Below are 24,077 nucleotides of genomic sequence, written 5' to 3'. Positions count from 1 at the left end.
CGTTATCGGGGCGGAATTACAATATAGGTTCCCGCAATGATTAAATCGGGATTTTTGATTTTATTTTCCCGTGCGATAATCGGATAAAGCCAAGGGTTGCGGTAATAGGTATCCGAAAGATCCCAAAGCGTGTCGCCCCATTTGATGAGGTACCGTACGGCCGAAGGTTTGGTTTCGGCGGCGCTTTCAAATTTTTCGGGAACAACTTCCCGGTTTTCAACCGTTTCTTTTTCCACGACGACAATCGTATTCTCTTCGGGTTTTGCAGGCTCTTCTGGCGGAGTCTGCATTTGCATATGCGAAGGAGGTTCTACCGTGACAATGTTGCCGGTTTGCGGAGGACTGCTTTTTTTCCAAGGGAAAAGCAAAAAGATGCCTATAACCGCAAGAATACAGAGTATTGCGCATATAATGCAGATAATCACCGCAATACGGCATTTCTTTTTGCTGCATGAATCGTCTATATCGTCGGGTAAGTTCTGGTCATAAAGGGGCGGCGTCTCTCTTACAAAAGAAGCCTGTTTTTTTCGGCCGAAACCGAATTTTTTCTTTGACGATTCGTTTTGCACCTCTTCAAAGTCGGGTTCAACCGGAGGCGTATCAAAAGGTTTATCATCATGCATATCGAATGAACTGTCATCGGAAGTATTATCGGATGTCTCAAAAGAGGTATTATCCGGCATATCAAACGACATATCATCGGGCATGTCAAAGGACATTTCTGCCATTGTTGAATCGTCGGAGCCGCCGGCGGCCGGAGAAAAATCATCCGGTTCATCCATATCGAAACTCATCGACGAAGCTTTTGAGGTATCACCGAAAGAAAAGTCGCCGCTTTCTTCACTGTGCGGCGTGGGAAAATCGTCATCGACAATCGGGGCATCGTCATTTAAACTCAGTTCTTCCGAATCGGAAGAAGCAAAGGCATCTTCTTCTTCGAACTCCGGCATATCGAACGACATTTCAGAAGAATCGTCTGCCTCGCCCGCGTTATCGGCGAAGGAGTCATCACTTTTTTCTTCTTCAGGGGCCTCCATATCAAAGTTCAAGTCTTCGGGCATATCGAACCCGATGTTGTCGGGCATATCGAAGGACAGGTCTGCGGGTGTGTCTTTTGCAGTGTTTTCATCTATCGAAAAATCGTTTTGCGGAAATGAGGACACTTCAAAATCGGGTTCGGCATCGAGTTGATCCGCAGGCAGGGTTACCATCGACACGCGTATATCGGATTTATTACCCGTTTCCGGATCCGATATCTCGGCGGCTAACACATTGTCTTCATCGAGATTTATTTTTAAATGTATTGTCGGTTCCTGTTTGGGGTGGGGTATAAGGTTTTCAATAAGCAGGGTATCGACATATTCCGGCTCATCGAGGCTGTCCGTATTTTTTTTGTACAAATTGATTTTAACGGCGGTTTGATCGTCACGTACCGTTGTTACATCGAGCTGTTTGCTTTCGGCAATTCCGTCTTTTAAAACAGGATAGAATGAACCGTCCGCTTGCTTAAATCCGATAAATGTATTACTCATATACACCTCAATAATATCGTAGTATGCTTACCTAATCTTGTCAATGGTATAAAATGATATAAAACGGAAATTCTCTTTATTGACATTATACCGAATCATGGGCATAATATATGGTATGACTTCGGTATTTCCCATATTAGTGGGTATTGCGGCAACCTGTGCCGCAGTTGCGCTGATATTTCTTTTTATGTCTTCAAAAAATGCCCGGCAAACGACGCAAAAACCGAAAAGCCGGTCTTCAATCATACGAACCGCGGAAAAAAGATTGGCTCAGGATTCCCGTGACCCTGCAGCCCTGCTTCCCCTGAGCGACTTGTATTATAAAGAACAGCAATGGGAAAAAGCCTTTCCGCTTTTGAATACGCTTGTCGAGATTCTTCCCGTATATCCGGATTTGGATGTGTTTCAAGCGACGCTTCGTTTAGGAATCTGCTCGGTTAAGCTGGGAAAACTGCCCGAGGCCGTCAAAGCTTTGTCGGTTGCACGCCGTAAAGATCCCGACAGTTTTGAAGTCAATTACTATTTGGGACAAAGCTTTTATAAAAATAAAGAATATGAAAAGGCGGTTCCTTTTTTGAAAAAAGCCCTGTCTTCGGGTAAAGAAGTTCCCGAATTGTTTGAATTTATGGGGCTGTCTTTGTACCGGGGACGTTTGTTCAGGGATGCTCTTCCGTATTTAAAGCGCGCTCTCGACGTTAAACCCGATAACCGTGAGCTTTTGTTTTCCATGGCCGATTCCATGAATTCGGTCGGAATGGGAGATAAGGCCTTAAAAGTTTTTATGCATTTACGGCCCGATCCCGAGTACGGGGCCCGCTCCTGTCTTTTGGCGGGAACAATTCACTCGTTTTATAATCAGCCGGCTCAAGCTGTTCAGGATTATGAAATCGGGTTAAAGCATACCGAAGCTCCCTTGGATATATTGACTCAAATCCGCTATAATCTGGCACAGATTTATTTGCAGGAAAACGATATGACCAAGGCATTGAATCTACTGCAAACGATTCAAATAACCGTTCCGGGCTATAAAGACGTGCGCATTCTTATCAGCCGCTATCAGGAGTTGAGCCAAAACAATACCTTAAAAACCTATCTTATGTCGGCTCAAAGCGATTTTATTGCTCTGTGCCGTAAAATAGTTTCGGTTTTTTATTCGCGCGCAAGCGTAAAGATTTTATCCATCGATGCAAAGCCGGATGTTACCGAGATTCAAACGGAAATAGAAACGGCAAAGTGGGAAGATTCGGTTGTATTTCGGTTTTACCGCAGTACCGGCTCCACGGGTGAATTGTATGTACGCGATTTTCACGGACGTATTCGTGATTTGAAAGCCGGCCGCGGTATTTGTATCACCGCGGGAACTTATTCGGAAGAAGCAAGAAAATACGTTGAAGGCCGCCCGATAGATTTGGTGGATAAAACTCAACTGCTTAAAATATTCGCGAAGGTATAATAGGGGGGAGGGAAATTATTCTTACACATACGGCTTGTTATAGTGTATAATAATTATATGAAAAAGTTTCACTCAATCAGTATTCGTATTTTTTTATTTTTATCTTCACTTGTTCTCATTATCTGTGCCTTATTTTTAATTATAGGTAATATATATTGGAAAAAGCTTAAAAAACAAAATATTCGTCATCATCTTGAAATAACGGATACAACAAAAGAAAAATTGAATATAATTTTGGAATCTCTTGATGACACTATGTATCTAACAAAAAACAATAATGCGATTTTATCTTATACAAATTCCGGGGTACAGAAAAAAAATGAGCAGTATGAAATTGAAAAACTATTTGAGCACATTGTTGATACAAATGTTGCAATAAGTCGTATTCACTTCATATACAAAGATGATTACTTCTGTAGTATTCCTCGCTGTAAAACTATAAATATAGAGCCATATTACAGTATTTTTCATAATTATGAACTCTCCGGTAGTTATCAAAATACATGGTTATATATGCAAAAAGAGTTATTGTTTTGTTCCCCCTTATTTGATACTGCAAATCGCCGTTTTTTCGGCCTTATTATTTTTGAAATATCGTATCCAGAAATTTATAGGATATTCATCGAGTCTTCTATCAAGTTAAATGACAAGGCTCTTATTATTGACGAAAATAATAACATAGTTTTATATTATCCTGTTTTAACCGATTATAAAACGTTGTTAAATCAAACTGTTTTATCAATGCCTGAAAATGGTTACATAGAAAGTACTTTATATTCAAAACCGGCTTTAATAGTATCATCAAAATTATATAAAACAAATTGGAAGCTTATACGATTTATACCTATTGCATCGGCTTTAGAAGAATTTAATTCCATTTTTCTTAATGCAAAATATTTTATACTTCTTCTTATTTTCATAATCGGTTTTTACACTCTTATTCTGACTAAAACCATAACAAAGCCCATTGCCTATTTAAGTAGCGTATGTGATAAAGTAGCTGCAGGTAATTTATATATTTCAAGTAATTTAAAACGAAATGATGAACTGGGTAACTTATCGGAAACTATTAATACCATGCTTGAACAAATCAGAAATCTATTTACAAAAGAGCAAGAGAATCAACAGGAAAAGCTCAGAATGGAGTTGCAGGTACTACAAAGTCAAATAAATCCTCATTTTTTGTATAATTCGCTGGAAAATATAAAACAGTTGGCTCTTCTGCAGGGGACGGTAAATATTGCCGAGTGTAGTTCGGCTCTTATAAGCGTATTACGCTATAATATGAATACTAAATACAATACTACCTTGGAAGAAGAGATAAAAAATGTTCAGAACTATTTAACTGTTCAAAAATACCGCACATCTGTTCTCTTCAAAAACAAAATGAAAATTGCTAAAGATACTAAACAGTGCATGGTATTACGATTTATGTTGCAGCCCCTCATTGAAAATACAATATACCACGGTTTTACGGATTACAAGAGAGATAATTATTTTTTTCAAATTGTATCATCAATAAAGGACGATGCATTAATTATTGAAGTTATCGATAATGGAGAAGGTATACAAGAAGATATAAAAAATAAATTGAATAAAATGAAATCTGTTCCGAATCAATCAACAAAATCATTGCACAATATAGGAATCCGAAATGTCCAGAGCCGCATACAATTATATTTCGGGAAAAAATACGGCTTGCGATTCTACAATAACTCTTTTTCGGGCACAACTGTACAGATTACTTTACCGTACAAAATTGAAGAGTAGTTCTCCCGCGTTATCTTTTTCTGATATAAATTGAAAAAAAGTTTCAAATAGTTAAAAATATTTATAATTCCTGCTATTGCATAATATAAAAAACGATAAACTTATAGCAAAAAACAATACTACCAATATTGATAAAACTCACATATAATTTATCATACCATGTGATATACATGGGATTGGAGGTATTGTGTTATGAGGAAGAAGATTTACTTGGTTGCAGTTTTGATTTTGCTTGCATTCCTGCAATTAGGATGCACACAAAAAAAAGTAACTGCAAAATCGGTATCAAACGGTCAATTTGATTGGAAAGCATTTAGCGGTACTACAATTGAAATTCACATGGTTCAGCATACCGCTGCGGAAGCTATGATTTCAAAAATCAAAGATTTCGAAGAGTTAACGGGCATTCATGTAAAATATTCTATTACTCCCGAATCCAGTTATTTTGATAAAGTTTCCACATCTCTTTCCAGCGGTTCGGGTAGTCCCGATGTGTTTATGTCCGGTGCCTATCAATTATGGGATTATTCAAGTGCGGGATATGTAGAAGATATTGATACTTTCTTAAACAACCCTGCAATGGTTACACCGGATTATGACTTTGCCGATTTTGTTCCGAGTGGTGTAAATGCATTACGATGGACCGGTGTACCGGGTGCTGCGGTCGGCAGCGGAAAACGCCTGGGGCTTCCGCTTGCGTTTGAAGTATATATGATGGCTTATAATAAACGAGCCTTTAAACAAAAAAATCTGGAAGTTCCTAAGACTTATGAAGAATTATTGCGTGTGTGTGATGCTTTGCAAGGTTGGAACGGACCGAATTCTTATGCGGTTGCGGTTCGCGGTGCGCGCGATTGGGGAACAATTCACCCGGGTTATATGAGCTTCTATACTGCATGGGGCGCAAAAGATTTTGTCGTTGAAAAAGGTAAGCTTGTTTCAAAGGTAAATTCAAAAGAAGCTGTTGCAATGACCGAGTTTTTTGTAGATATGATAAAACGCGGAGGAAGTTCTTCATGGTCAAAGTACACATGGTATGATTGTGCCGTTGATCTCGGTTCCGGTATGGCGGCAATCGAAATTGATGCAGACAACAATCCTATCCATCAAAATTGGCCCGGTTCATCTGCGGAGGCTGGTAATATCGCTTTTGCTCCTTTACCGACAGCGAAAGTAGGCGATCCGGTTATTTCAAATTACTGGACATGGGCAATGGCAATTAATTCTGCTTCAAAGAATAAAGGGGCTGCATGGTATTATTTGATGTATTTTACAAGTAAAGATTTCCTGACTTACGCAACACTGCAAGGTAACAGTATGGATCCCGTACGTTCCTCAATATGGAAGTTGCCTGAATTTGTTGAAAAAATGAAAGTTCAGCCGGGCTATATCGATACATTTAATAAAACAATCGAAAATACCAGTATTTTGTTTACACCTCAGCCGTATTTCTTTGAAACGACAACGGAATGGGCTGCAACATTGCAAGATATAGTTGCCGGAAAATACAAGAGTGTTCAGCAAGGATTGGACAGTCTAAAGAAAAAAATGGACAACGCAGTCGAAGATATTCAACTGTAAAAATACGTCAATCATAAATCAGCATTTGAAAGGGGTGTTTAAAACGGGAACGTTTTTGCCATCCCTTTCAAAATATATAGGAGGTTGTGCTATGCCGAAAGGATATGCATCCGAAGTACCCGGTTATATAAGGAGACGCCCATATTATATTATTGCTCCGGGATTGATTATTCTTATAGGAATTATGATTCCGTTTGCAGTTGCAATTTTTTTGTCATTTACCAATTTTTCATTCCGTAATCCTAAATTTTCTCTTGTGGGATTCAAGAACTGGATAAGAATGTTTTCTAGTAAAGTTTTTTGGCACGCTCTTTTTATAACATTGTTATACGGTATCGGTGCGACAACTATACAGATGTTATTGGGAACGGCTATCGCGCTTCTTTTAAAAAAAGATACCTTATACGGCAGAATACTCAAAGTTTTGTTTACTTTTCCATTAATGGTAGCTCCAGCTATTGCAGTACTTATCTGGCAGTTAATGACATCCAATTCCGTAGGAGTTTTGGAAAAATTCCTAAACCTGTTTAATATATATGGCTTCCCTTGGGCTGCATCACATAAAACGGCGCTTTTTACAGCTCTTTTAATCGATACATGGGTTAATACCCCATTTGTACTTTTGCTTGTTCTTGCCGGTATACAATCGCTGCCTAAGTCACCGTTTGAAGCAGCTGCTGTTGACGGTGCAAACAGTTGGTTTGTCTTTAAAACATTGACTTTGCCTTTATTAAAACCCTTTATGTATATTGCATTATTATTTCGTCTGATGGCATCCTTGCAGGAGTTCGGTATTATTTTTGCCTTATCGAAAGGCGGCCCCGGAGATAGTTTGATGAATATATCTTTGACAAGCTATATAAACGGGTTTATATATCAGAAACTTGCTGCTTCTATGCCGTATTTATTAGTGCTATGGGTTTTTATATATTTTACAGCACGATTTCTTGTTAAGCGACAGAGACTGTTGGCAAAGCAAGCAGCAGGATTATCAATTTAAGGAGGTGGTAATGATAAATTATAAAAAATATTCCCTGTTATCAATAGCAGAAGCCGTTATGCGTAATTTGTGTCTTACTGCATTCGCTTTTTTTTCCTTATTTCCGTTGTTCTGGATGGTATTATGTTCATTTAAGTCCGATACTGAAATGTATAATACTGTATTCAGATTTACACCGACACTTGAAAATTATCAAAAAGTTCTTATAGGTACAAATTATTTTAAAATTTTTGTTCAGAATCTTATTATTGCAGGAGGTGCGGTGCTTATAACAATATTAGCCGGTGTACCTTGCGCATATGCACTTGCACGATATCAGTTTAAAAATAAGGAAGATATTGCATTTCAAATCCTGTCATTTAAATTTGCTCCTGAAATCATGGTTGTGTTACCGATCTTTCTGATTTTCCAAAAAATAGGTCTGTACGATACTTATAGAGGACTTATTTGGGTGTATCAGCTTATAACTATGCCTTTGGTTATATGGGTTGTCCGAGGTTATTTTGAAGAAATAAGTATTGAGATTGAACAGGCCGCACAATTAGACGGGTATACATGGTACGAGGTCTTTCTTAAATATCTATTACCTCTGATAAAGCCCGGTTTAGTTGCATCGGCTCTTCTTGCCTTTATTTTTGCATGGAACAGCTTTACGTTTCCTATGATTCTCAGCGGTTTTAATATCCAGCCCATAACAATTACTGCTCTCCGTTATATAGCCTCGGATACTGTACACTACGGACAAGTAGCGGTAGCTTCCTGCATAGCTGTTTTACCGGAAATAATAGTTGCTCTATTTATTCAAAAACACTTAGTCAGGGGATTGAGCTTCGGTGCTGTAAAAGGATAAAAGGAGTGAACTATGGCTAAAGTCGAACTGCATAATGTAACCAAAGAATTTAAGAATACTATCGCTTTGGACAATATAAATTTAACAATAGAAGATAATGAATTTTTTGTGCTTTTCGGTCCTGCCGGAGCGGGAAAAACAACACTGTTGAAGATAATTGCAGGTGCGGAATTTCCTGAATCAGGAACCGTAAAAATCGGCGGGAAAGTTATCAACCAAACGGAATCCAGAGAGCGCAATGTATCTATGGTGTTCGAAAATTATGCGCTGTATCCGAATCTGTCGGTATATAACAATATCGCCTCTCCTCTCAGAAGCCGTTTATATAGACAAAATAAAAATGACATAGAACATGCCGTTGTTAATATTGCAAAAAAATTGAAAATAGATACTTTGCTTGATCGAAAACCGACGCAGTTATCTAATGGACAAAGACAACGTGTTGCATTGGGACGCAGTCTTGTCAGAAAACCGGATGTTTTTTTATTGGATGAACCTTTGGCACATCTTGATGCACGTTTGCGGAACCTGATGCGTGCCGAGTTAAAAGAAATGCAAAGCTCTATCAATTCAACAACACTATATGTAACTCATGACTATATGGAAGCAATGTCGCTTGCAGATAGGATTGCGGTTTTAAATGAAGGTAAAATTATACAGATAGGCAGTGCAATTGAAATGTATTATTTACCTCAGAATGAATTTATAGGCCGCCTCTTTGGAGAACCTGAACTTAATATCATTGAAGCTGAATGTATATCGGAACAAAATGAATTATGTTTTCATGTCTTTGATCAAAAGGTGAAATTATATCCGGAAAAAGATGTAGTTGAAGCGTTATTCGCTAGAAAAGCTTCCCGTATTCATATAGGCTTTAGAAGCCATGATATTCAGTTTGCATTTACTAAGCTCTCAGAAGATTGGATGCAAGGAAGTGTATATGCAATTGAACCCATCGGAAATAAGGTCATTATTACTGTTTTAGTTGGAATGGAAAAGTTTGCGTTGAGTTGTCCGAACGATACTCATGCGGACATTGATCAAACTATATATTTTAAGTTGAATATGAAGAATGCCATATATTTTGATCCGAACACATTCGCGTTTATAACTCGAAGTGAACAATCATTGTATATGCGTTAAGAGTATTAACTATAACGGGAGTAAAGGAAATATGGCAAATCTTGTTTTAAAGAATATTTATAAGAACTACGATATAAAAAAAACTTTTTTTGGAAAAAAAGAGTCGAAGCTGGCTTATGCTGTAAATAATATTTCTTATGAATGTGCTGATGGCGAATTTATCGGTATTTTAGGGCCCTCCGGTTGCGGTAAATCAACTACACTGAGAATGATTGCCGGACTTGAAGAAATAACAAGCGGTGATATGTATATTAATGATCAGAGAATTAATGATTTACATCCGAAAGATAGAGGTATAGGCTTGGCATTTGAAGATTATGCATTATACCCGCCTTTAACCGTATATGAAAATCTGGCATTCAATATGCGCGCAAAAAAGATTTCCGACAAAGATATTAAAGAGCGAATTGAATATATTGCACCGTTATTAAAAATAGAAAAATTATTGGATAAAATGCCGGCCTCGTTGTCAGGGGGGCAAAAGCAGCGTGTTAATATTGCCCGTGCAATTGTCCGGAAGCCTGACATACTGCTTCTGGACGAACCCCTAAGTCACTTGGACGGTAAAATGCGCCAGCAATTACGTCAGGAAATAAAACGCATGCATCATGAAATCAAATGTACAACCATTATAGTTACCCATGATCAAATGGAAGCAATGTCGCTTGCAGACCGGATTATTATTATGAATGAAGGAGAAATTCAACAAATAGGTACCCCTCTTGAAATATATGATAATCCTGCGAATAAGTTTGTAGCCGATTTTATCGGAGAACCGCCCATGAATCTATTGCAGACAAAAATAAAACAAAGAGACAATTCTTTTATTTTTACTTTTGAAAACAGCAGCTTGGAATTACAGGTTCCCGATAAATATAATAAGATATTACATAATGATATGGAGGTGACAATCGGGATTCGACCTACCGATGTACATATTGATAAAGAAAAATCATTGCGTGCAGATGCGGTTGTTTCCGTTTATGAAAATCTGGGGGATGAAAGACGTGTATCTGTTTCTATAGGCAACACGGTGCTATGTATGACTACGACCGATAATATTCTGTATCGGCCCAAAGATATAATTTATTTGAGTTTCAGTGCAGAAAAAGTCCATTTATTTGATAACAAGACAGGTAAGAATCTGAATAGAACTTTGTAATGTGTATGTGTTAATTATACATACAATATAAATTTTATAAGGAAGGTATATTATGGAAAAACTTGGAAGTATTCCCAAAACAATGAAAGCATTGGTTGCATACAGTAAAGATAAGTATGTATTTGAAAATGCATATCCGACTCCAGTTTGCGGGGATGATGATATAATAATAAAAACCGAAGCATGCGGTGTTTGTGCCGGAGATATCAAATGTAAAAGCGGCGCTGGTATGTTTTGGGGAGATGAAGTACAACCTGCATGGGTTAAGCCTCCTTTTATACCCGGCCATGAATTCTCGGGCCATATTGTTCAAATCGGTAAAAACGTGACGGAATATGCTCTTGGAGATAGAATTATTGCCGATCAAATTGTTCCGTGCGGTAAATGTAGATTTTGTAAGGATGGACATTATTGGATGTGTCAGCCTCATAATATCTTCGGTTTTCAAATGGAAAACAACGGTGGAATGGCTGAATATGTCCGCTATCCCAAAACTAGTGTTATTTCAAGAATTCCCGATAATATGACGGTAGACCAGGCTCTGCTCATTGAACCCTATGGGTGTGCAAAACATGCTGTTGATCGCGCACAGATAACCAATGAAGATGTTGTCGTTATCGCCGGAGCAGGAACTCTAGGATTGGGAATGATAACCTACGCACGTATGAAGAATCCAAAAAAGTTGATTGTACTTGATATGATTGAAAAAAGATTGGAAAAGGCTAGGGAATTCGGTGCAGATTTGGTAATGAATCCCAAAAATACGGATATCATGAAAGAGATTATGAATCTGACGGACGGATACGGGTGTGATATTTATATTGAAGCTACGGGACATCCGGACAGTGTTATCCAAGGTTTAAGTATAATACGCAAACTCGGACGTTTTGTGGAATTTAGTGTATTCAGTGCAAGTACAACAGTTGATTGGTCTATTATAGGCGACAGAAAAGAACTTGATATCTTAGGCTCGCATTTAAGTCCGTATGCGTATCCCTTTGTTATTGAAAATATTATAAGCGGTAAACTGAAAACTGCGGGGGTTGTCTCAAAGATGTTCCCCATTGAAGAATGGGAAACGGCATTTGAATATGCCTCGGGAAAATACGGAGATTTTAAAGTTGCTCTGACATTCTGATAAGAGAAGGGTGTCCCGCATAAAGCAGTAGTCATGTGATAAAAAATAGTATATGATTGTTCATTAGGAGGAAATTATGGATTATTTATTGGGAAGCGATATCGGGACATCCGGCACTAAAACAATATTGGTGGATACCAAAGGGAATATAATCGCACAAGATTTGCAGGAATATGATGTTTTAACCCCCAAACCTTTATGGGCGGAGCAATGGCCCGATGTGTGGGTTAATGCTCTAAAAGAATCTATAAAGAAAACAGTAAAAAAATCACAAATTGCTGCTTGTAATATTAAGGGGATTGCCATAAGCGGTTTATATGGCGGTTCGGGAATCCCTCTTGATAAAAACATGAACCCGGTAAGGCCCTGTCTGATATGGATGGATCGCCGAGCGCAAGAAGAAACCGATTGGGTCTTAAAAAAAATCGGGAGTAAAAAACTGCTCGAAATTACTCACAACAGTGCCGACCCCTACTATGGCTACACAAAAATTTTGTGGATAAAAAACCATGAACCTGAAAATTGGAAGAAAATTGAGCTTTTTCTCAGCCCCAAAGACTACGCTATTTATAAAATGACAAACAAAGTTGCAACTGACTTTTCTTCAGCCGGAAATATAGGCGGTATTTTTGACATGAACACTCATACCTGGTCGAAAGAACTGATGGATTTAATGGGCATTCCGCTATCTATGATGCCCGAAACTATAGTTGAATCGACAGACATTGTCGGAGGCTTGACAAAAGAAGCGGCGGCGGAACTGGGTTTGGAAGAAGGCATGCCTGTGTGTGCCGGCGGTATAGACTGCGGAGCGGCGAATATAGGATTAGGAATATTTGAACAGGGATGCTTCGCTGCAGCAATCGGAACCTCTATGTGTGCTGCGCTGATTTCAAGTAAACAAATAGACGGGAACGGCTTGATTATATGGCCTTATTTATACAACGCAAAGCAATTTTCCTACTGTTTTGGCGGAGCTGCTACTGCCGGAGCGCTGATTAAGTGGTTTCGAAACACTTTTGCCGAGTGGGAATTCTCTCAAGAAAAAAACGGCGGCGTGAACGCTTATAAAATTTTAGATGATCAAGCGGCAAGTATACCGGTTGGCAGTAATGGGATAATTGTTCTCCCCTATTTTATGGGGGAACGTAGTCCTGTATGGAACTCCGATGCAAAGGGAGTCATTTTCGGTTTGTCTTTAACACATACTAAAATTGATATTTATAGAGCTTTTTTGGAAGCGGTAGCTTACTCTCTCCGAAATGTAATAGAAAGTATGAATACGGACATAGGAAAGCGCATATTAATTGCCGGAGGGGTGACGAAATCAAAACTATGGAGACAAATATTTGCCGATGTTACCGGCTTTCCGGTTGTATGTCCCCTTAGTGATGTCGAGGCAAATATGGGAGATGCTATGCTTGCGGGTTTAGGTACGGGTATTTTAAATTATGAGGATATAAAAAAGTGGCAAATATTAGATAAAGAGATACTGCCCAATCAAAAAGCACATGAGGTATATACAAAATACTATGAATTATATCAATCGATTTACAATAATTTAAAGAGTGATATGGAAAGAATCAGTCACTTGGAGACATAAAATGTCAAAAAAGTTTGACAGGTTGTGCCGCATACTTATTGTTGATGATGAATTTTTAGTTCGTCTTGGTGTAAAAACAAGTATTTCATGGGAAAGAGCGGGTTTTACAGTAATAGGTGAAGCTGCAAATGCACTTGAAGCCTTGAATAAAGTGGCGGCGTTACAACCTGATGTAGTTATTACCGACATATCAATGCCGGGGATGAGCGGCTTAGAGTTGATTGCTAAAATACGCGAAAAATATCCGCGTATAACATGTGTCATTTTAACTAATTATGAAAATTTCAAATATGCCCAAAATGCCATTGAACTGGGCGTTTCCCACTATTTATTAAAATCGGATTTGAATACGAATAGTATACTTCCTTTTTTTGAAAAACTGCGCTCCGATTTATTACCCGAAACAGCGGAGATTATTACTTCGTGTGATAAAAGTGATTTATTAAAAAAATGGTTGCAAGATGCATTATATACAAACCATACGGATATCCATAATTACTGCATTAATTGTAACGATGCGTCAAATAAAGACCAAAAAGAGAAAAATCATTTTTTTGATGATGATTTATATATTGCCATAAAATATTCCGGAATACCGAATGATAATATAGCGGAAAACACGGATATGATATGCGGTATTATAACATCTGTTGCAGAAATAGTTTTTCCCCAATCAGTTATAAATATAAAATACTTTAAATATTTCTATGCAATTACTATCCTGTTTCCTGTTCAAAAAGATAAATCCGTAATGCAGGATATTTTAAAAAAAACGACTGTTTTTGAACAGAAAATCAATTTATATTTTACACTTAAACTGTATGGAGGTTTCAGCAGATTGGAATCCGCTTCCAATATTTATGAATTATTAAAGGAAGCCGAATCTGCACGCCAACAAAGCTTTTTTTCTGAAAAATTTATTTTTTATGCTCCGGCAGTATGTCAAGCAGCACAGCCTATACTTGACGGTATTGAGCTTATTCGTCTTGTCGTCAAAGGCGATTATAACCAACTTAGCGAATTTATACACACTTTTTTCGATTTGCTTCGTCAATCAGGAAATTATAGTTATCTTAAAACAGCATTTTTCGGCTTTATAGATATTGCTCAAATGACCACAAAAAAATTACCGCAGTTTTTTTGTAATAAGGATGAGGCTTTTATTTTTTCTTTTTTATCCGTAAAAGAAATTGAACAGCATATTATTGATATATATGACGAAGTATTAAAACAAAACGGGTGGGGATCAAAAAAATATCCGAATGCTATTATTCAAAAATGCACGGAGTATATATCTCAAAATTATCAAAGAAATATTTCAGAAGATATGGTTGCGCAGCATCTTGAGATAACACCAAGCTATCTCTCCACCATCTTTAAAAAAGAAATCGGAGTGAATTTTATAACCTATGTAACACGTTATCGTATCGAAAAGGCGAAAGATTTATTAATGCATACAAATATGCGAATATATGAAATAGCCGATGCAGTAGGGTTTTACAGTCCGTATTATTTCAGTAAAATATTTAAAAAGTTAACGGGAAAAAGCTGTAAAACGTTCAAAAATGAACATATAACAGGTAATATTAAATTGATTGAGGAAGTGTTAAAATAGGTTATTATATAAAATACGCGGATATTAAATTAATATGGTATCAAGAAAACGATATAGAATAATACTTCAATACCCTTTGCGGGCTGAACAATATCAGTTTAATGGGACATATGAAAATGATTTTTTCTTTAGGTCATTTAAACGTCTGACATACAGGCGTGATTTTTATAAATCGGAGGCGGGGTATGTATACACTTTTACAGGAACAGGCGTGGCGCGCCAATCTGGAAATTCCGTCAAGGAATTTGGCTATTTATACATGGGGTAATGTATCCGCATTCGATCCCGATAAAGCGGTATTTGCCATAAAACCTTCGGGCGTACCCTATGATGTATTAAAACCGGAAGATATGGTTGTAGTCGATTTGGAAGGAAACAAAGTTTACGGAAAATTGAATCCTTCATCGGATACGCCGACACATGCCGAATTGTACCGATATTTTTCCGAATGCGGCAATAAGATTTACGGTATAACTCATACCCATTCCCCCTATGCAACGGCATGGGCGCAGTCCTGCCGTTCCATTCCCGTTTTAGGTACAACCCATGCGGATCACGGTTTTCGTCCGGTTCCCTGTACGCCGATACTTTCAAAAGAAGCTGTCGAAACCGCTTATGAAAAAGAAACGGGTTTGTTAATTATTAACACGCTTGAAAACCCCGATATTGCCTGTCCCTGTCCGAAGATGCAAAACTCCGCAGCGGCCGGGGCTCAGGGGGTATGTTTTAGCGGTAAAATGAAAGCGGATGAGTGTCAAATGGTTTTGGCAGGAGGCCACGGGCCTTTTACATGGGGAAGCAGTGCCGAAAAATCGGTATACAATGCCGCAGTCCTTGAAGAAATAGCCCGTATGGCATGGATAAGCATATCAATCAATCCCGCGTGGAATCCGCTTGCCGATCACATTATTCAAAAACACTATGAAAGAAAGCACGGCGCACATGCTTATTACGGTCAAGGCGGCACATAGGTTCGCCGTCTTATACCCTTAAAGCACCGAAAAAGTCCCGGGCGCTTATAATGTCTTTTTCAACCTGCCGTTTTACCGCCTCAAGCCCGTCAAACTTGATTATGTTGCGGATAAGGGTATAAATGTCGAGGCCGATTTTTTGACCGTAAATGTCCTGCCGGAAATCGAATAAAAAAGTTTCAATGGTAACCGTATCATCCGTATCTACCGAAGGACGCCGTCCTATGTTTGTTACGCCTTCATACGCCCTACCGTCTATGTGTGTAATTGTTGCATACACCCCTTCGGGAGGGCGTTTTTTGCGCGGCGGAATGTGTAAATTGATTGTCGGCATTCCGACCGTTTTACCGCGTCCCTTACCGTGCATAACGTCTCCGGTCATACGGTAGGGCCGGCCGCACAGCTTCGAAAAAGAAGGAAAATCCCGCGCTTCAAAACTGCGGTCAAGCTCTTCGGTACCGTCAACAGCGCAAATATCCGTAAAAGATGCAATCTGTAAGCGGCGTTCGGCGTCGGCGCGGTTTTTTTCGGTATTGCCGCCTTCAAGAGAAATTAAAAAGTCCAAGCCGCTTGTTTGAAGCAGCTCTTCTTTTTCTTCTTCGGTTGTATATACGGCCGTACCTTCCGTTCCCGAAAAACTGATGAGGGCCGAAGGAAGGTTTTGCGAACGCGCCTTTGTTATAAGCTCTTCGATTGCAGCCGCGTGTTTTTTGTGCATACCGTCAAAGCGTCCGAAAGCGGCACAGAGGGGAGAAGCTGCTGTATGTTCAATGCCGTAGATATGCTTCAATTTTACCGACAGCCCGCTTTACAGATTGCTCATTGCGTTCTTGATACGCCCGGCGGCTTTTTCAGCGCCTAAAATCAATATGGAGCCCATAAGGGGAGGGGAAACCTTGGAGCCGGTTACCGCCATGCGTATGGGCATCATAAAATCGCCGAGTTTTACACCGAGTTTTTCCGCACAAGCTTTTGCAAGGTTTTCCTGAGCCTCATGATCCAAAGAACCGTCTTTAACGCCTTTATCCAGCGCTTGAATAAAGTTTAACGCTTCCGCAAGCACTTCTTTTGTTTTGGCGGCATCGAGCCTTTTAGGTACGAGCAGGTCTGCGCTCGGCGGCATGACGTTTTTAAACAAAAAGCCCGTCATCTCGGCAGCATCCGTTAAAAAGTGCAGCCTTTCTTTTATAAGCGGCATTAAATCCATGAGCTTTGTGCGGATAGCCGCATCGCTTAAATTATCCGCTCCCGCATCCAGTTCTTTTTGCGAAACCGCAAGGCTTCCGTCCTCTTTTAAAACAAGACCGGAATACTCGCTTCCGACCTTGGGGGCAGGAAATTCTTCGGAAGATTGAATGGGGATTGCCGCATCGCCGGTTCCCGTAATAAAGGGAAGCACGCGGCCGAATAATTCTTCATCGCTCATCATTCTCATATACTGGCCGTTAAACCATTCAAGCTTTTTATAATCGAAAACGGCGCCCGCCTTGTTTAACCGGCTCATTTGAAAGAGTTTTTCCAAGTCCGCAAGGGGGAAAATATCGCGGCCTTCTTCATAAGAACAGCCGAGCATGGCAACATAATTGACCAGGGCTTCGGGGATGTAGCCGCGGGCGCGGAATTCGTTGACGCTGGTTGCCCCGTGCCGCTTTGAAAGTTTTTGTCCGTCCGAACCGTTTACCATAGGAAGGTGGCAAAACTCCGGGTGCTGCCAGCCGAATGCGCGGTACATTTGCACGTGAAGGGGGGTTGAAGGAATCCACTCCTGGGCGCGCATAACGTGGGTGATTTTCATAAAATGGTCGTCCACGATATTTGCCAAGTGATAGGTGGGGAAGCCGTCGGTTTTTAAAAGCACGGGGTCGGGGCTGATATCTTCGTTTTTCCATTCGATATCGCCTAAAAGCGCATCGTGAAAGCGGGTAACGCCTTCAAGGGGAACTTTTAAGCGGATAACGTAGGGTTTTTTATCATTCAAATTTGCCTGCACTTCTTCGGGTGTAAGGTGGCGGCAGTTGCGGTCGTAGCCGGGGGGCATTTTGTTTTTTGTTTGAATTGCGCGGATACGGTTTAAGCGCTCTTCATCGCAAAAGCAATAGTAAGCTTCGCCCTTTTGCACCAATTCTTCGGCATATTTTTTATATAAGTCAAAGCGCTCGGACTGTACGTAGGGCCCGTATTCTCCGCCCTTGGCTCCGCCTTCGTCCCAGCAAATATTTAACCAATCGAGGGTGTCGTAGAGGTTTTGTACAAACTCTTCACCGTAGCGGGTGCGGTCGGTGTCTTCCAGCCGCAGGATAAATTTTCCGCCCTTGGAGCGGGCAAACAAATAATTGAATAAAGCGGTTCTTACCCCGCCTATGTGCTGCATTCCCGTCGGCGACGGGGCATAACGAACTCGTACTTCCATAATCAACCATTGTATCGATTTTTAATCTCTTATGCAAGCTTTGATTTTTTTCGCATAACCTATTGACAATACCGCTTATTTTCAGCATTGTACAAGGTACTGTATTTTATAAAAACATGGGGGAACAGGAAAAACATTGAAGGGCAGCACGGTATCAATTAACGGCGTATCGAAACATTTCGGTACTTTTTGCGCGTTGGACAATGTGAGTTTGACGATTAATAAGGGGGAATTTTTTTCTCTTTTGGGGCCTTCCGGCTGCGGTAAAACCGCCTTGTTAAGAATTATTGCGGGATTCGAATTTCCCGATGACGGCGCGGTTTTGTTTGACGACAAAAACGTCAGCTCTTTGCCGCCCAATAAGCGCGAGTCGAATACCGTTTTTCAAAACTACGCGCTGTTTCCGCATTTATCGGTGTACGATAATGTCGCCTTTCCGCTTAAATTAAAAAAGCTGAATAAATCGACGATAGACGAGCGTGTGCGCGAATACCTGCGCATGGTGCAGCTCGACGCTCACATAGATAAAAAACCCAACCAGCTTTCAGGCGGCCAGCGTCAGCGTGTTGCGATTGCGCGCGCTTTGATAAACGAGCCGAACATCCTCTTATTGGACGAACCCCTGTCCGCCCTGGACGCCAAGCTGCGCTCCAATTTGCTGGTTGAGCTGGACAAACTCCACGATAAAATCGGCATTACCTTTATATACGTTACCCACGACCAATCCGAAGCCTTATCCGTTTCCGACCGTATTGCGGTTATGAATCAGGGAAAGGTTTTGCAAGTGGGCAGTCCCTTCGAAATTTACGAAAGCCCGGCGACCGAGTTTACCGCTCAGTTTATCGGCGAAACGAATATCTTTGCCGCCCGTGTTGAAGAATGTAAGGATTGGCCGGTAGAAGAGGGAAAGGAGAGCGAGTTTATGTGTACCCTCGATATTCCCGAACTGTCGGCCGATATTAAGGTTACCGATTACGAGCGTACCGAAGAAGGACAAAAGGTATGCTTTACCGTCCGCCCGGAAAAAATCCGCATTTCGCTTGACCCTCCGCCGCAAAAGCCGAACATCAATGTGTTTACCGGCATTGTCGAAGAACCCGTGTATTCGGGCTTTCAATCCAAATTCTATGTACGGCTGGACAACGGCACCGTCGTAAAAGTGTTCAAACAGCATACCAATTATTTGGACGACGGACCCGAAATCGAATGGAAGGACCGCGTATACATTTCGTGGAGCGCCAACGACGGCTACATTGTTGAGGACATAGAAAAATGAAAAATACATCCTCTGCATCTTCACTCGGCATGAGGCAAAAGGGTACAAAGCTCGGAATGCTCTATGCATGGCCGATGGGTGTATGGTTTACCGTTTTTTTTGTCGCCCCGCTTGCCATTATTATCTTATACAGTTTTCTCAAAAAAGGCTTGTACGGCGGCGTTGTGCGCGAATTTTCGCTTGAAGCATACCGTCAGCTTTTAAACCCCGCATACGGAATTGTATTGATAAGAACCGTATGGATTTCCGTTATTTCCACAGTGATTACGATTCTTATCGCCCTTCCCTGCGGCTACGCTATGGCCAAAAGCGGCAAGCAAACGGTTTTTTTGCTTTTGGTTATCGTTCCCTTTTGGACAAACTCGCTTATCCGCATATTCGCATGGATGTCCATACTCGGAAACGACGGCCTTTTAAACACTGTTCTTATGCAGCTGAATATTACAAAGGATTTTGTTAAATTTTTGTACAATCAAAACGCCGTCGTCATTGTATCGGTGTATATGTACCTTCCGTATGCCATTTTGCCGATTTTTACCTCGGTAGACCGCTTTGACTTTTCGCTTTTGGAAGCCGCCCGCGATTTGGGTGCGACAAAACCGGGCTCCATGCTCAGGGTTTTACTGCCGAATATAAAAAGCGGCATTATTACGGCAATTATCTTTACCTTTATTCCGATTTTCGGCGCGTACACCGTTCCCCTTTTGGTCGGCGGTAAAGATTCGTATATGATAGGAAACATTATCGTAGACCAGGTGAATAAAACGCGCAACTGGCCCCTTGCGGCGGCTTTTTCGATGATTATTACGGTTATCAGTACCCTTGCGGTACTGTGGATGATAAGCTCGGTTAAAAAAGACGCATCGCTTAAAAACGGTTCAAAAGGGGAGGTTAAAAAAATATGAACTTAAATCCTTTTCGGACACTGATAACGCGCGTAAACAAAAAACGCCCCTTATCCGAACCTGCGCGGCATGCACGGCGCGCTTTTCAAAAACGCAACAGATTTTCGTTTTCTCTTATTGTACTGGTTTTAACCCTCCTGTTTTTGTTTTTGCCGCTTATCGTCATCATCGTCTATTCGTTTAACGAAAGCAAGGGAAGCGATTTTACGGCTCTTTCTCTTATTTGGTATAAAAAACTGTTGTTCGACTCAAAAGACTTGTGGCGCTCCCTTTTAAACAGCCTCATTGTCGCCCTTTCATCGGCGGCTTTGTCAACCGTTTTGGGAACCGCGGCGGCTTTAGGGGTAAGCTGGTATAAGTTCAAAGGAAAAACCTATATTCAAACCATCAGCTTTTTACCCATGGTATTGCCCGAAGTGATTATCGGTATTTCCATGCTCATTTTCTTTTCGGGCATAAAACTTCCCTTGGGACTTTTTTCGATTTTTACGGCGCACACCACCTTTTGTCTTCCCTTTGTGTTTTTGATGATTTTAGCCCGCATAGACGAGTTCGATTTTTCGATTGTGGAAGCTTCCTACGATTTGGGTGCAACCGAAAGGCAGACAATGTTTAAAGTGATTGTACCTGCAATTTTGCCCGGTATTCTCTCCGGCTTTTTAATGGCGGTTACAATGTCGCTCGAAGACTTTGTGATTACCTTTTTCGTTTCCGGCCCCGGCTCCACAACGCTTCCTCTCTACGTGTATTCGATGATACGCTTCGGAGTTTCACCCGTTATAAACGCATTGTCCTTTGTGATGATTTTAGGTACGGTATTGATTGCCTTTTCAATGCGTAAATTCTTAAAAAGTTTTGCCGCGGCAAAATAAACACAGTTCCCTTTTAGGAGGAATGACATGAAAAAAGCGATTATTGCGATTGTAAGTGCGGCCCTTGTGCCGATTATGGCAGGCTGCGGCGGCAAAGGCAGGGGTAAAACCCTCTATCTTTTTAACTGGACCTACTATACCCCCGACAGCGTTATCGAGCAGTTTGAAAAAGAATTCGGCGTCGATGTATGGGTGGACAGCTATGCTTCGAACGAAGAAATGTTTGCAAAACTGATGGCCGGAGCTTCCAACTACGATATCGTATTTCCCTCGCAGGATTACACTTCGATTATGATACAGCAGGGTATGCTGCAAAAAATCGATTTAAGCAAAATTCCGAATGCGCAGTACATAAATCCTGCAGTTCTCGAAAAAGCCGTATACGATTCGAAGATGGAATACAGCGTTCCCTATTATATGGGAGCCGCAGGCGTTGCCGTAAATAAAACAAAGCTTTCGGACTACGAAAAAAGCTGGAGCATTTTTGCGCGTAAAGACTTAAAGGGCAGAATGTGCATGATGGACGATATGAGAGAAGTTATCGGAGATGCCTTGGCCTTCCGCGGAAAGTCCGTAAACAGCCTGGACGATGCCGAATTGCGCGATGCCGAACGCCTCATTATCGACGAATGGAAACCCAATTTGGTAAAATTCGATGCCGAGGGCTTCGGAAAATCCTTTGCCGCGGGCGATTTTTGGGTTGTGCAAGGCTATGCCGAGGTTGTATACGGCGAAGTTCCCGAAGCAAAATGGGACACGGTTGACTTTTTTATTCCCGAAGAAGGCGGCCCCATGTACCTCGATTCGATGTGCGTACTTAAGAGTGCAAAAAACTACGATTTGGCTATGGAGTTTATAAACTTTATCCACCGCCCGGAAATATATGCGCAGTTTTTGGACACTTTCCGTTTTCCGCCAACCGTCAACATGAAGGCTGCCGAGTTTATGCAGTCAACCCCGATGTACAAAAGCGAAGACATGATGCACTGTCAGCTTAAAACCGACCTTGCCGAAGGCCTTGCAAAGTACAACGACATTTGGCAGCGCATACGGTTTACGGACTAGATATCTTCCAATCTTTTATAGTCCGTTTTTTTTCATCAAAGCTTGCGCCGACAGCTATAACTTTTTTGCCGCTTCCGGAAAACCTGTCGGCATAGCCCTTTTCGCGTATTTGCTTCAGGGCATCTTCGGCCGTGCCGTTGGATGTGAGCTTAAACTCGAAGATGTACACCTTGTCCGGAAATTCCACAGTGCAGTCGGCCCTGCCTGCGGCGCAGTGAACTTCCGTGTGTACAAATTGGTTCATAAGGGCAAAGACAAGATACACGGCGGTTTGGTAATTTTGCTCGCGCAAAGCCAAGTCTTTTTCGGTTAAGCTATCGTAGGGAATGCCTGAAATAATGCCCTTCATTTTTTCCATAAAGCCGTCTACATCGGCAGCCTCTATCTGCTCGTAAAACTCCCAAATCGAAAGCCCCGTTTTATCGCTTCGCACGGAAGTGTATGCGGGCAGTAAATTATCCAAAAAACCGTAACGCACTTCATCGTTGGGGAAGCCTAAACGGTACAGGCCTGCAAAATCGTTATAGTCTTTAATCGTTACATAGCCCGCTTGGAACAGTATGGGCAGGGGATTTACGGCATCGGCCCGGTAGGTTTCCAAACCCGCTTCGTTGATTTTGACGTTTCCGTCAAGGTCGGGAATATTGTAATAGGCTTTTTTAAGATAGTCGACCAAAAAGGTGGGCGTTCCCGTTGCAAACCAATAATTGCGCATTTTGCCGTCTGCAAAGACATTTAATAAGCTGAAAGGATTGTACATATTTTTCCCGTTTTCGGAAAATTTGTAGCCGTCATAGCGCTGCTTTAGTTTTGCAAGGGCTTCTTCATAGCTCAAGCTGTTTTTTTCGGCAAGGTTTTGAATTTCGGGCACAAAGCCTTTTTCAAGTTCTTCCTGCGAAATGCCGCAGATACCCGAATAATCCGAAAGAAGGCTTAAATCGCGTAAGTTATTCAAATCGCTGAATATGCTTACCTTGCTGAATTTGGTAACTCCGGTTAAAAAGGCAAAGCGGATATATTGGTCGGCACTCTTTATAACGCCGAAAAAACCTTTAAGGACGGTGCGGTATATTTCGTTGAGGTTTTCGTCTTTCCACATGGTTTGTAAAAGGGGTTTGTCGTATTCGTCGATGAGGATAACAACCTGTTTTCCGGTTTTTTTGTGTGCGCTTTTGATTACATTTTGAAAGCGGTCAGGCATATCAAGTCCCGTACTTCCGTACATTGTTTCGTATTCCTGTAAAAATGAGTGAAGTCTATTTAAAAGACCTTCTTGTGTATCGTAGATGCCTATGTTAAAATCCAAGCCGAGGCATTGATTGCATTGAGTGTCAAATTATCATAATTAGGTTGGCAGTCAATTATGATGTAATCATAATTGTCGGTATGATTAATGATTTCCCGTAATCTGTATACCGATACCGATCGCAAATCACAGAGGTAGCGGCTGGATGCTACAAAATCAACGTTCTCATGTGTGCTTTTAAGGGCAAAGTCGGCAAGATTGTTTTCAGGATCCGCCATCGCGGTTGCAATGTTTTTTTTGCGAATAATAACGGCATCTTGTTCTTGTGCGTAATATCCCGTTGATGAGTTATTAAAATCCATGTCAATAAGGCAGGATTTTAATCCTATTTTACCCAGATAATTGGCAAGTAAAATTGATTGGCGGGTTTTTCCGACCCCGCCTTTATTTGCTACAAAAGATATTGTTTTTTTCATCAGAAACTC

The 24,077-nt window shown here is 40.8% G+C and carries 18 protein-coding genes and 3 pseudogenes; 15 read left to right on the top strand and 6 right to left on the bottom strand.

The genetic code is table 11. The annotated features are described in order from the left end of the window. Positions 1-2: 2 nt before the first annotated feature. Both V1L52_RS08575 and V1L52_RS08570 read right to left on the bottom strand, forming a co-directional pair. Positions 3-164: pseudogene (locus V1L52_RS08575) on the bottom strand (LysM peptidoglycan-binding domain-containing protein); the annotation flags it as partial. Between the two features lie 954 nt (positions 165-1,118). Next, a pseudogene (locus V1L52_RS08570) lies at positions 1,119-1,532 on the bottom strand (Hsp70 family protein); the annotation flags it as partial. Positions 1,533-1,647: 115 nt separating this feature from the next. On the opposite strand from V1L52_RS08570, the gene V1L52_RS08565 reads away from it, so the two are divergent. The 11 genes from V1L52_RS08565 to V1L52_RS08515 all read left to right on the top strand — a co-directional run bounded on the left by V1L52_RS08565 (position 1,648) and on the right by V1L52_RS08515 (position 15,818). Further along, complete coding sequence (locus V1L52_RS08565) at positions 1,648-2,985, top strand: tetratricopeptide repeat protein (protein ID WP_428768764.1); 1,338 nt, start codon at positions 1,648-1,650, stop codon at positions 2,983-2,985. A 57-nt stretch (positions 2,986-3,042) separates the two neighbouring features. After that, on the top strand, positions 3,043-4,755 hold the full coding sequence (locus tag V1L52_RS08560) for a sensor histidine kinase (protein WP_428768762.1): 1,713 nt from the start codon (positions 3,043-3,045) through the stop codon (positions 4,753-4,755). 192 nt (positions 4,756-4,947) lie between these two features. Further along, positions 4,948-6,336: an ABC transporter substrate-binding protein gene (locus V1L52_RS08555; protein WP_428768760.1), complete on the top strand. Its 1,389-nt coding sequence runs from the start codon at positions 4,948-4,950 to the stop codon at positions 6,334-6,336. A gap of 91 nt (positions 6,337-6,427) precedes the next feature. Further along, positions 6,428-7,336, top strand: coding sequence for a carbohydrate ABC transporter permease (locus V1L52_RS08550; protein WP_428768758.1), 909 nt, complete (start codon positions 6,428-6,430; stop codon positions 7,334-7,336). Between the two features lie 10 nt (positions 7,337-7,346). Continuing rightward, the gene (locus V1L52_RS08545; protein ID WP_428768756.1) at positions 7,347-8,186 is read left to right on the top strand and encodes a carbohydrate ABC transporter permease; all 840 of its coding nucleotides are present in this window, start codon (positions 7,347-7,349) and stop codon (positions 8,184-8,186) included. Positions 8,187-8,198: 12 nt separating this feature from the next. Beyond that, positions 8,199-9,329, top strand: coding sequence for an ABC transporter ATP-binding protein (locus V1L52_RS08540; RefSeq protein WP_428768754.1), 1,131 nt, complete (start codon positions 8,199-8,201; stop codon positions 9,327-9,329). Positions 9,330-9,360: 31 nt separating this feature from the next. Continuing rightward, positions 9,361-10,491, top strand: a complete 1,131-nt coding sequence (locus V1L52_RS08535) for an ABC transporter ATP-binding protein (RefSeq protein ID WP_428768752.1) — start codon at positions 9,361-9,363, stop codon at positions 10,489-10,491. A 52-nt stretch (positions 10,492-10,543) separates the two neighbouring features. Beyond that, positions 10,544-11,629 (top strand): alcohol dehydrogenase catalytic domain-containing protein, encoded by a 1,086-nt coding sequence (locus V1L52_RS08530; protein ID WP_428768750.1) that lies wholly within the window; start codon positions 10,544-10,546, stop codon positions 11,627-11,629. A 76-nt stretch (positions 11,630-11,705) separates the two neighbouring features. Then, positions 11,706-13,232 (top strand): FGGY-family carbohydrate kinase, encoded by a 1,527-nt coding sequence (locus tag V1L52_RS08525; RefSeq protein WP_428768748.1) that lies wholly within the window; start codon positions 11,706-11,708, stop codon positions 13,230-13,232. A gap of 1 nt (position 13,233) precedes the next feature. After that, positions 13,234-14,847, top strand: coding sequence for a response regulator transcription factor (locus tag V1L52_RS08520; RefSeq protein WP_428768746.1), 1,614 nt, complete (start codon positions 13,234-13,236; stop codon positions 14,845-14,847). A gap of 185 nt (positions 14,848-15,032) precedes the next feature. Then, positions 15,033-15,818 (top strand): class II aldolase/adducin family protein, encoded by a 786-nt coding sequence (locus tag V1L52_RS08515; protein WP_428768744.1) that lies wholly within the window; start codon positions 15,033-15,035, stop codon positions 15,816-15,818. A gap of 10 nt (positions 15,819-15,828) precedes the next feature. On the opposite strand, the gene V1L52_RS08510 is transcribed toward V1L52_RS08515, so the two are convergent. Together V1L52_RS08510 and gltX are read right to left on the bottom strand one after the other, a co-directional pair. After that, complete coding sequence (locus V1L52_RS08510) at positions 15,829-16,608, bottom strand: riboflavin kinase (protein WP_428768742.1); 780 nt, start codon at positions 16,606-16,608, stop codon at positions 15,829-15,831. 18 nt (positions 16,609-16,626) lie between these two features. Then, positions 16,627-18,228, bottom strand: coding sequence for a glutamate--tRNA ligase (gene gltX, locus V1L52_RS08505; protein ID WP_428768741.1), 1,602 nt, complete (start codon positions 18,226-18,228; stop codon positions 16,627-16,629). Between the two features lie 136 nt (positions 18,229-18,364). On the opposite strand from gltX, the gene V1L52_RS08500 reads away from it, so the two are divergent. From V1L52_RS08500 to V1L52_RS08485, 4 genes are read left to right on the top strand one after another with little or no spacing between them, the layout of a single operon-like run. Then, positions 18,365-19,504, top strand: a complete 1,140-nt coding sequence (locus V1L52_RS08500) for an ABC transporter ATP-binding protein (protein ID WP_428768739.1) — start codon at positions 18,365-18,367, stop codon at positions 19,502-19,504. Then, positions 19,501-20,409, top strand: a complete 909-nt coding sequence (locus V1L52_RS08495) for an ABC transporter permease (RefSeq protein WP_428768738.1) — start codon at positions 19,501-19,503, stop codon at positions 20,407-20,409. The genes V1L52_RS08500 and V1L52_RS08495 overlap by 4 nt, the downstream gene beginning before the upstream one ends. Next, a complete protein-coding gene (locus V1L52_RS08490) occupies positions 20,406-21,281 on the top strand; it encodes an ABC transporter permease (protein ID WP_428768737.1) in 876 nt (291 codons plus the stop codon). Before V1L52_RS08495 ends, V1L52_RS08490 begins: the two co-directional genes overlap by 4 nt. Before the next feature lie 27 nt (positions 21,282-21,308). Beyond that, positions 21,309-22,346 carry an extracellular solute-binding protein gene (locus V1L52_RS08485; RefSeq protein ID WP_428768735.1) on the top strand — a complete coding sequence of 346 codons (1,038 nt, stop codon included), beginning with the start codon at positions 21,309-21,311 and terminating at the stop codon, positions 22,344-22,346. Here the strand turns inward: V1L52_RS08485 and V1L52_RS08480 are convergent. Together V1L52_RS08480 and V1L52_RS08475 are read right to left on the bottom strand one after the other, a co-directional pair. After that, a pseudogene (locus V1L52_RS08480) lies at positions 22,336-23,658 on the bottom strand (AAA family ATPase); the annotation flags it as partial. The gene V1L52_RS08485 and the pseudogene V1L52_RS08480 sit on opposite strands and share 11 nt — an antisense overlap. Further along, on the bottom strand, positions 23,637-24,068 hold the full coding sequence (locus tag V1L52_RS08475; RefSeq protein ID WP_428768734.1) for a ParA family protein: 432 nt from the start codon (positions 24,066-24,068) through the stop codon (positions 23,637-23,639). The gene V1L52_RS08475 and the pseudogene V1L52_RS08480, both read right to left, overlap by 22 nt. Positions 24,069-24,077: the final 9 nt, after the last annotated feature.

This window comes from Treponema sp. HNW (assembly GCF_050320395.1).
GTDB lineage: Bacteria > Spirochaetota > Spirochaetia > Treponematales > Treponemataceae > Treponema_C.
Note: the sequence above shows the minus strand (reverse complement) of the source record. Positions and strands in the feature narration are given on the sequence as shown.

What these genes read in the sequence shown, in the direction of transcription:
- V1L52_RS08565 (WP_428768764.1), top strand. Translation starts at nt 1,648, where the DNA reads ATGACTTCGGTATTTCCCATATTAGTGGGTATTGCGGCAACCTGTGCC.
- V1L52_RS08560 (WP_428768762.1), top strand. Translation starts at nt 3,043, where the DNA reads ATGAAAAAGTTTCACTCAATCAGTATTCGTATTTTTTTATTTTTATCT.
- V1L52_RS08555 (WP_428768760.1), top strand. Translation starts at nt 4,948, where the DNA reads ATGAGGAAGAAGATTTACTTGGTTGCAGTTTTGATTTTGCTTGCATTC.
- V1L52_RS08550 (WP_428768758.1), top strand. Translation starts at nt 6,428, where the DNA reads ATGCCGAAAGGATATGCATCCGAAGTACCCGGTTATATAAGGAGACGC.
- V1L52_RS08545 (WP_428768756.1), top strand. Translation starts at nt 7,347, where the DNA reads ATGATAAATTATAAAAAATATTCCCTGTTATCAATAGCAGAAGCCGTT.
- V1L52_RS08540 (WP_428768754.1), top strand. Translation starts at nt 8,199, where the DNA reads ATGGCTAAAGTCGAACTGCATAATGTAACCAAAGAATTTAAGAATACT.
- V1L52_RS08535 (WP_428768752.1), top strand. Translation starts at nt 9,361, where the DNA reads ATGGCAAATCTTGTTTTAAAGAATATTTATAAGAACTACGATATAAAA.
- V1L52_RS08530 (WP_428768750.1), top strand. Translation starts at nt 10,544, where the DNA reads ATGGAAAAACTTGGAAGTATTCCCAAAACAATGAAAGCATTGGTTGCA.
- V1L52_RS08525 (WP_428768748.1), top strand. Translation starts at nt 11,706, where the DNA reads ATGGATTATTTATTGGGAAGCGATATCGGGACATCCGGCACTAAAACA.
- V1L52_RS08520 (WP_428768746.1), top strand. Translation starts at nt 13,234, where the DNA reads ATGTCAAAAAAGTTTGACAGGTTGTGCCGCATACTTATTGTTGATGAT.
- V1L52_RS08515 (WP_428768744.1), top strand. Translation starts at nt 15,033, where the DNA reads ATGTATACACTTTTACAGGAACAGGCGTGGCGCGCCAATCTGGAAATT.
- gltX (WP_428768741.1), bottom strand. Translation starts at nt 18,228, where the DNA reads ATGGAAGTACGAGTTCGTTATGCCCCGTCGCCGACGGGAATGCAGCAC.
- V1L52_RS08495 (WP_428768738.1), top strand. Translation starts at nt 19,501, where the DNA reads ATGAAAAATACATCCTCTGCATCTTCACTCGGCATGAGGCAAAAGGGT.
- V1L52_RS08490 (WP_428768737.1), top strand. Translation starts at nt 20,406, where the DNA reads ATGAACTTAAATCCTTTTCGGACACTGATAACGCGCGTAAACAAAAAA.
- V1L52_RS08485 (WP_428768735.1), top strand. Translation starts at nt 21,309, where the DNA reads ATGAAAAAAGCGATTATTGCGATTGTAAGTGCGGCCCTTGTGCCGATT.
- V1L52_RS08475 (WP_428768734.1), bottom strand. Translation starts at nt 24,068, where the DNA reads ATGAAAAAAACAATATCTTTTGTAGCAAATAAAGGCGGGGTCGGAAAA.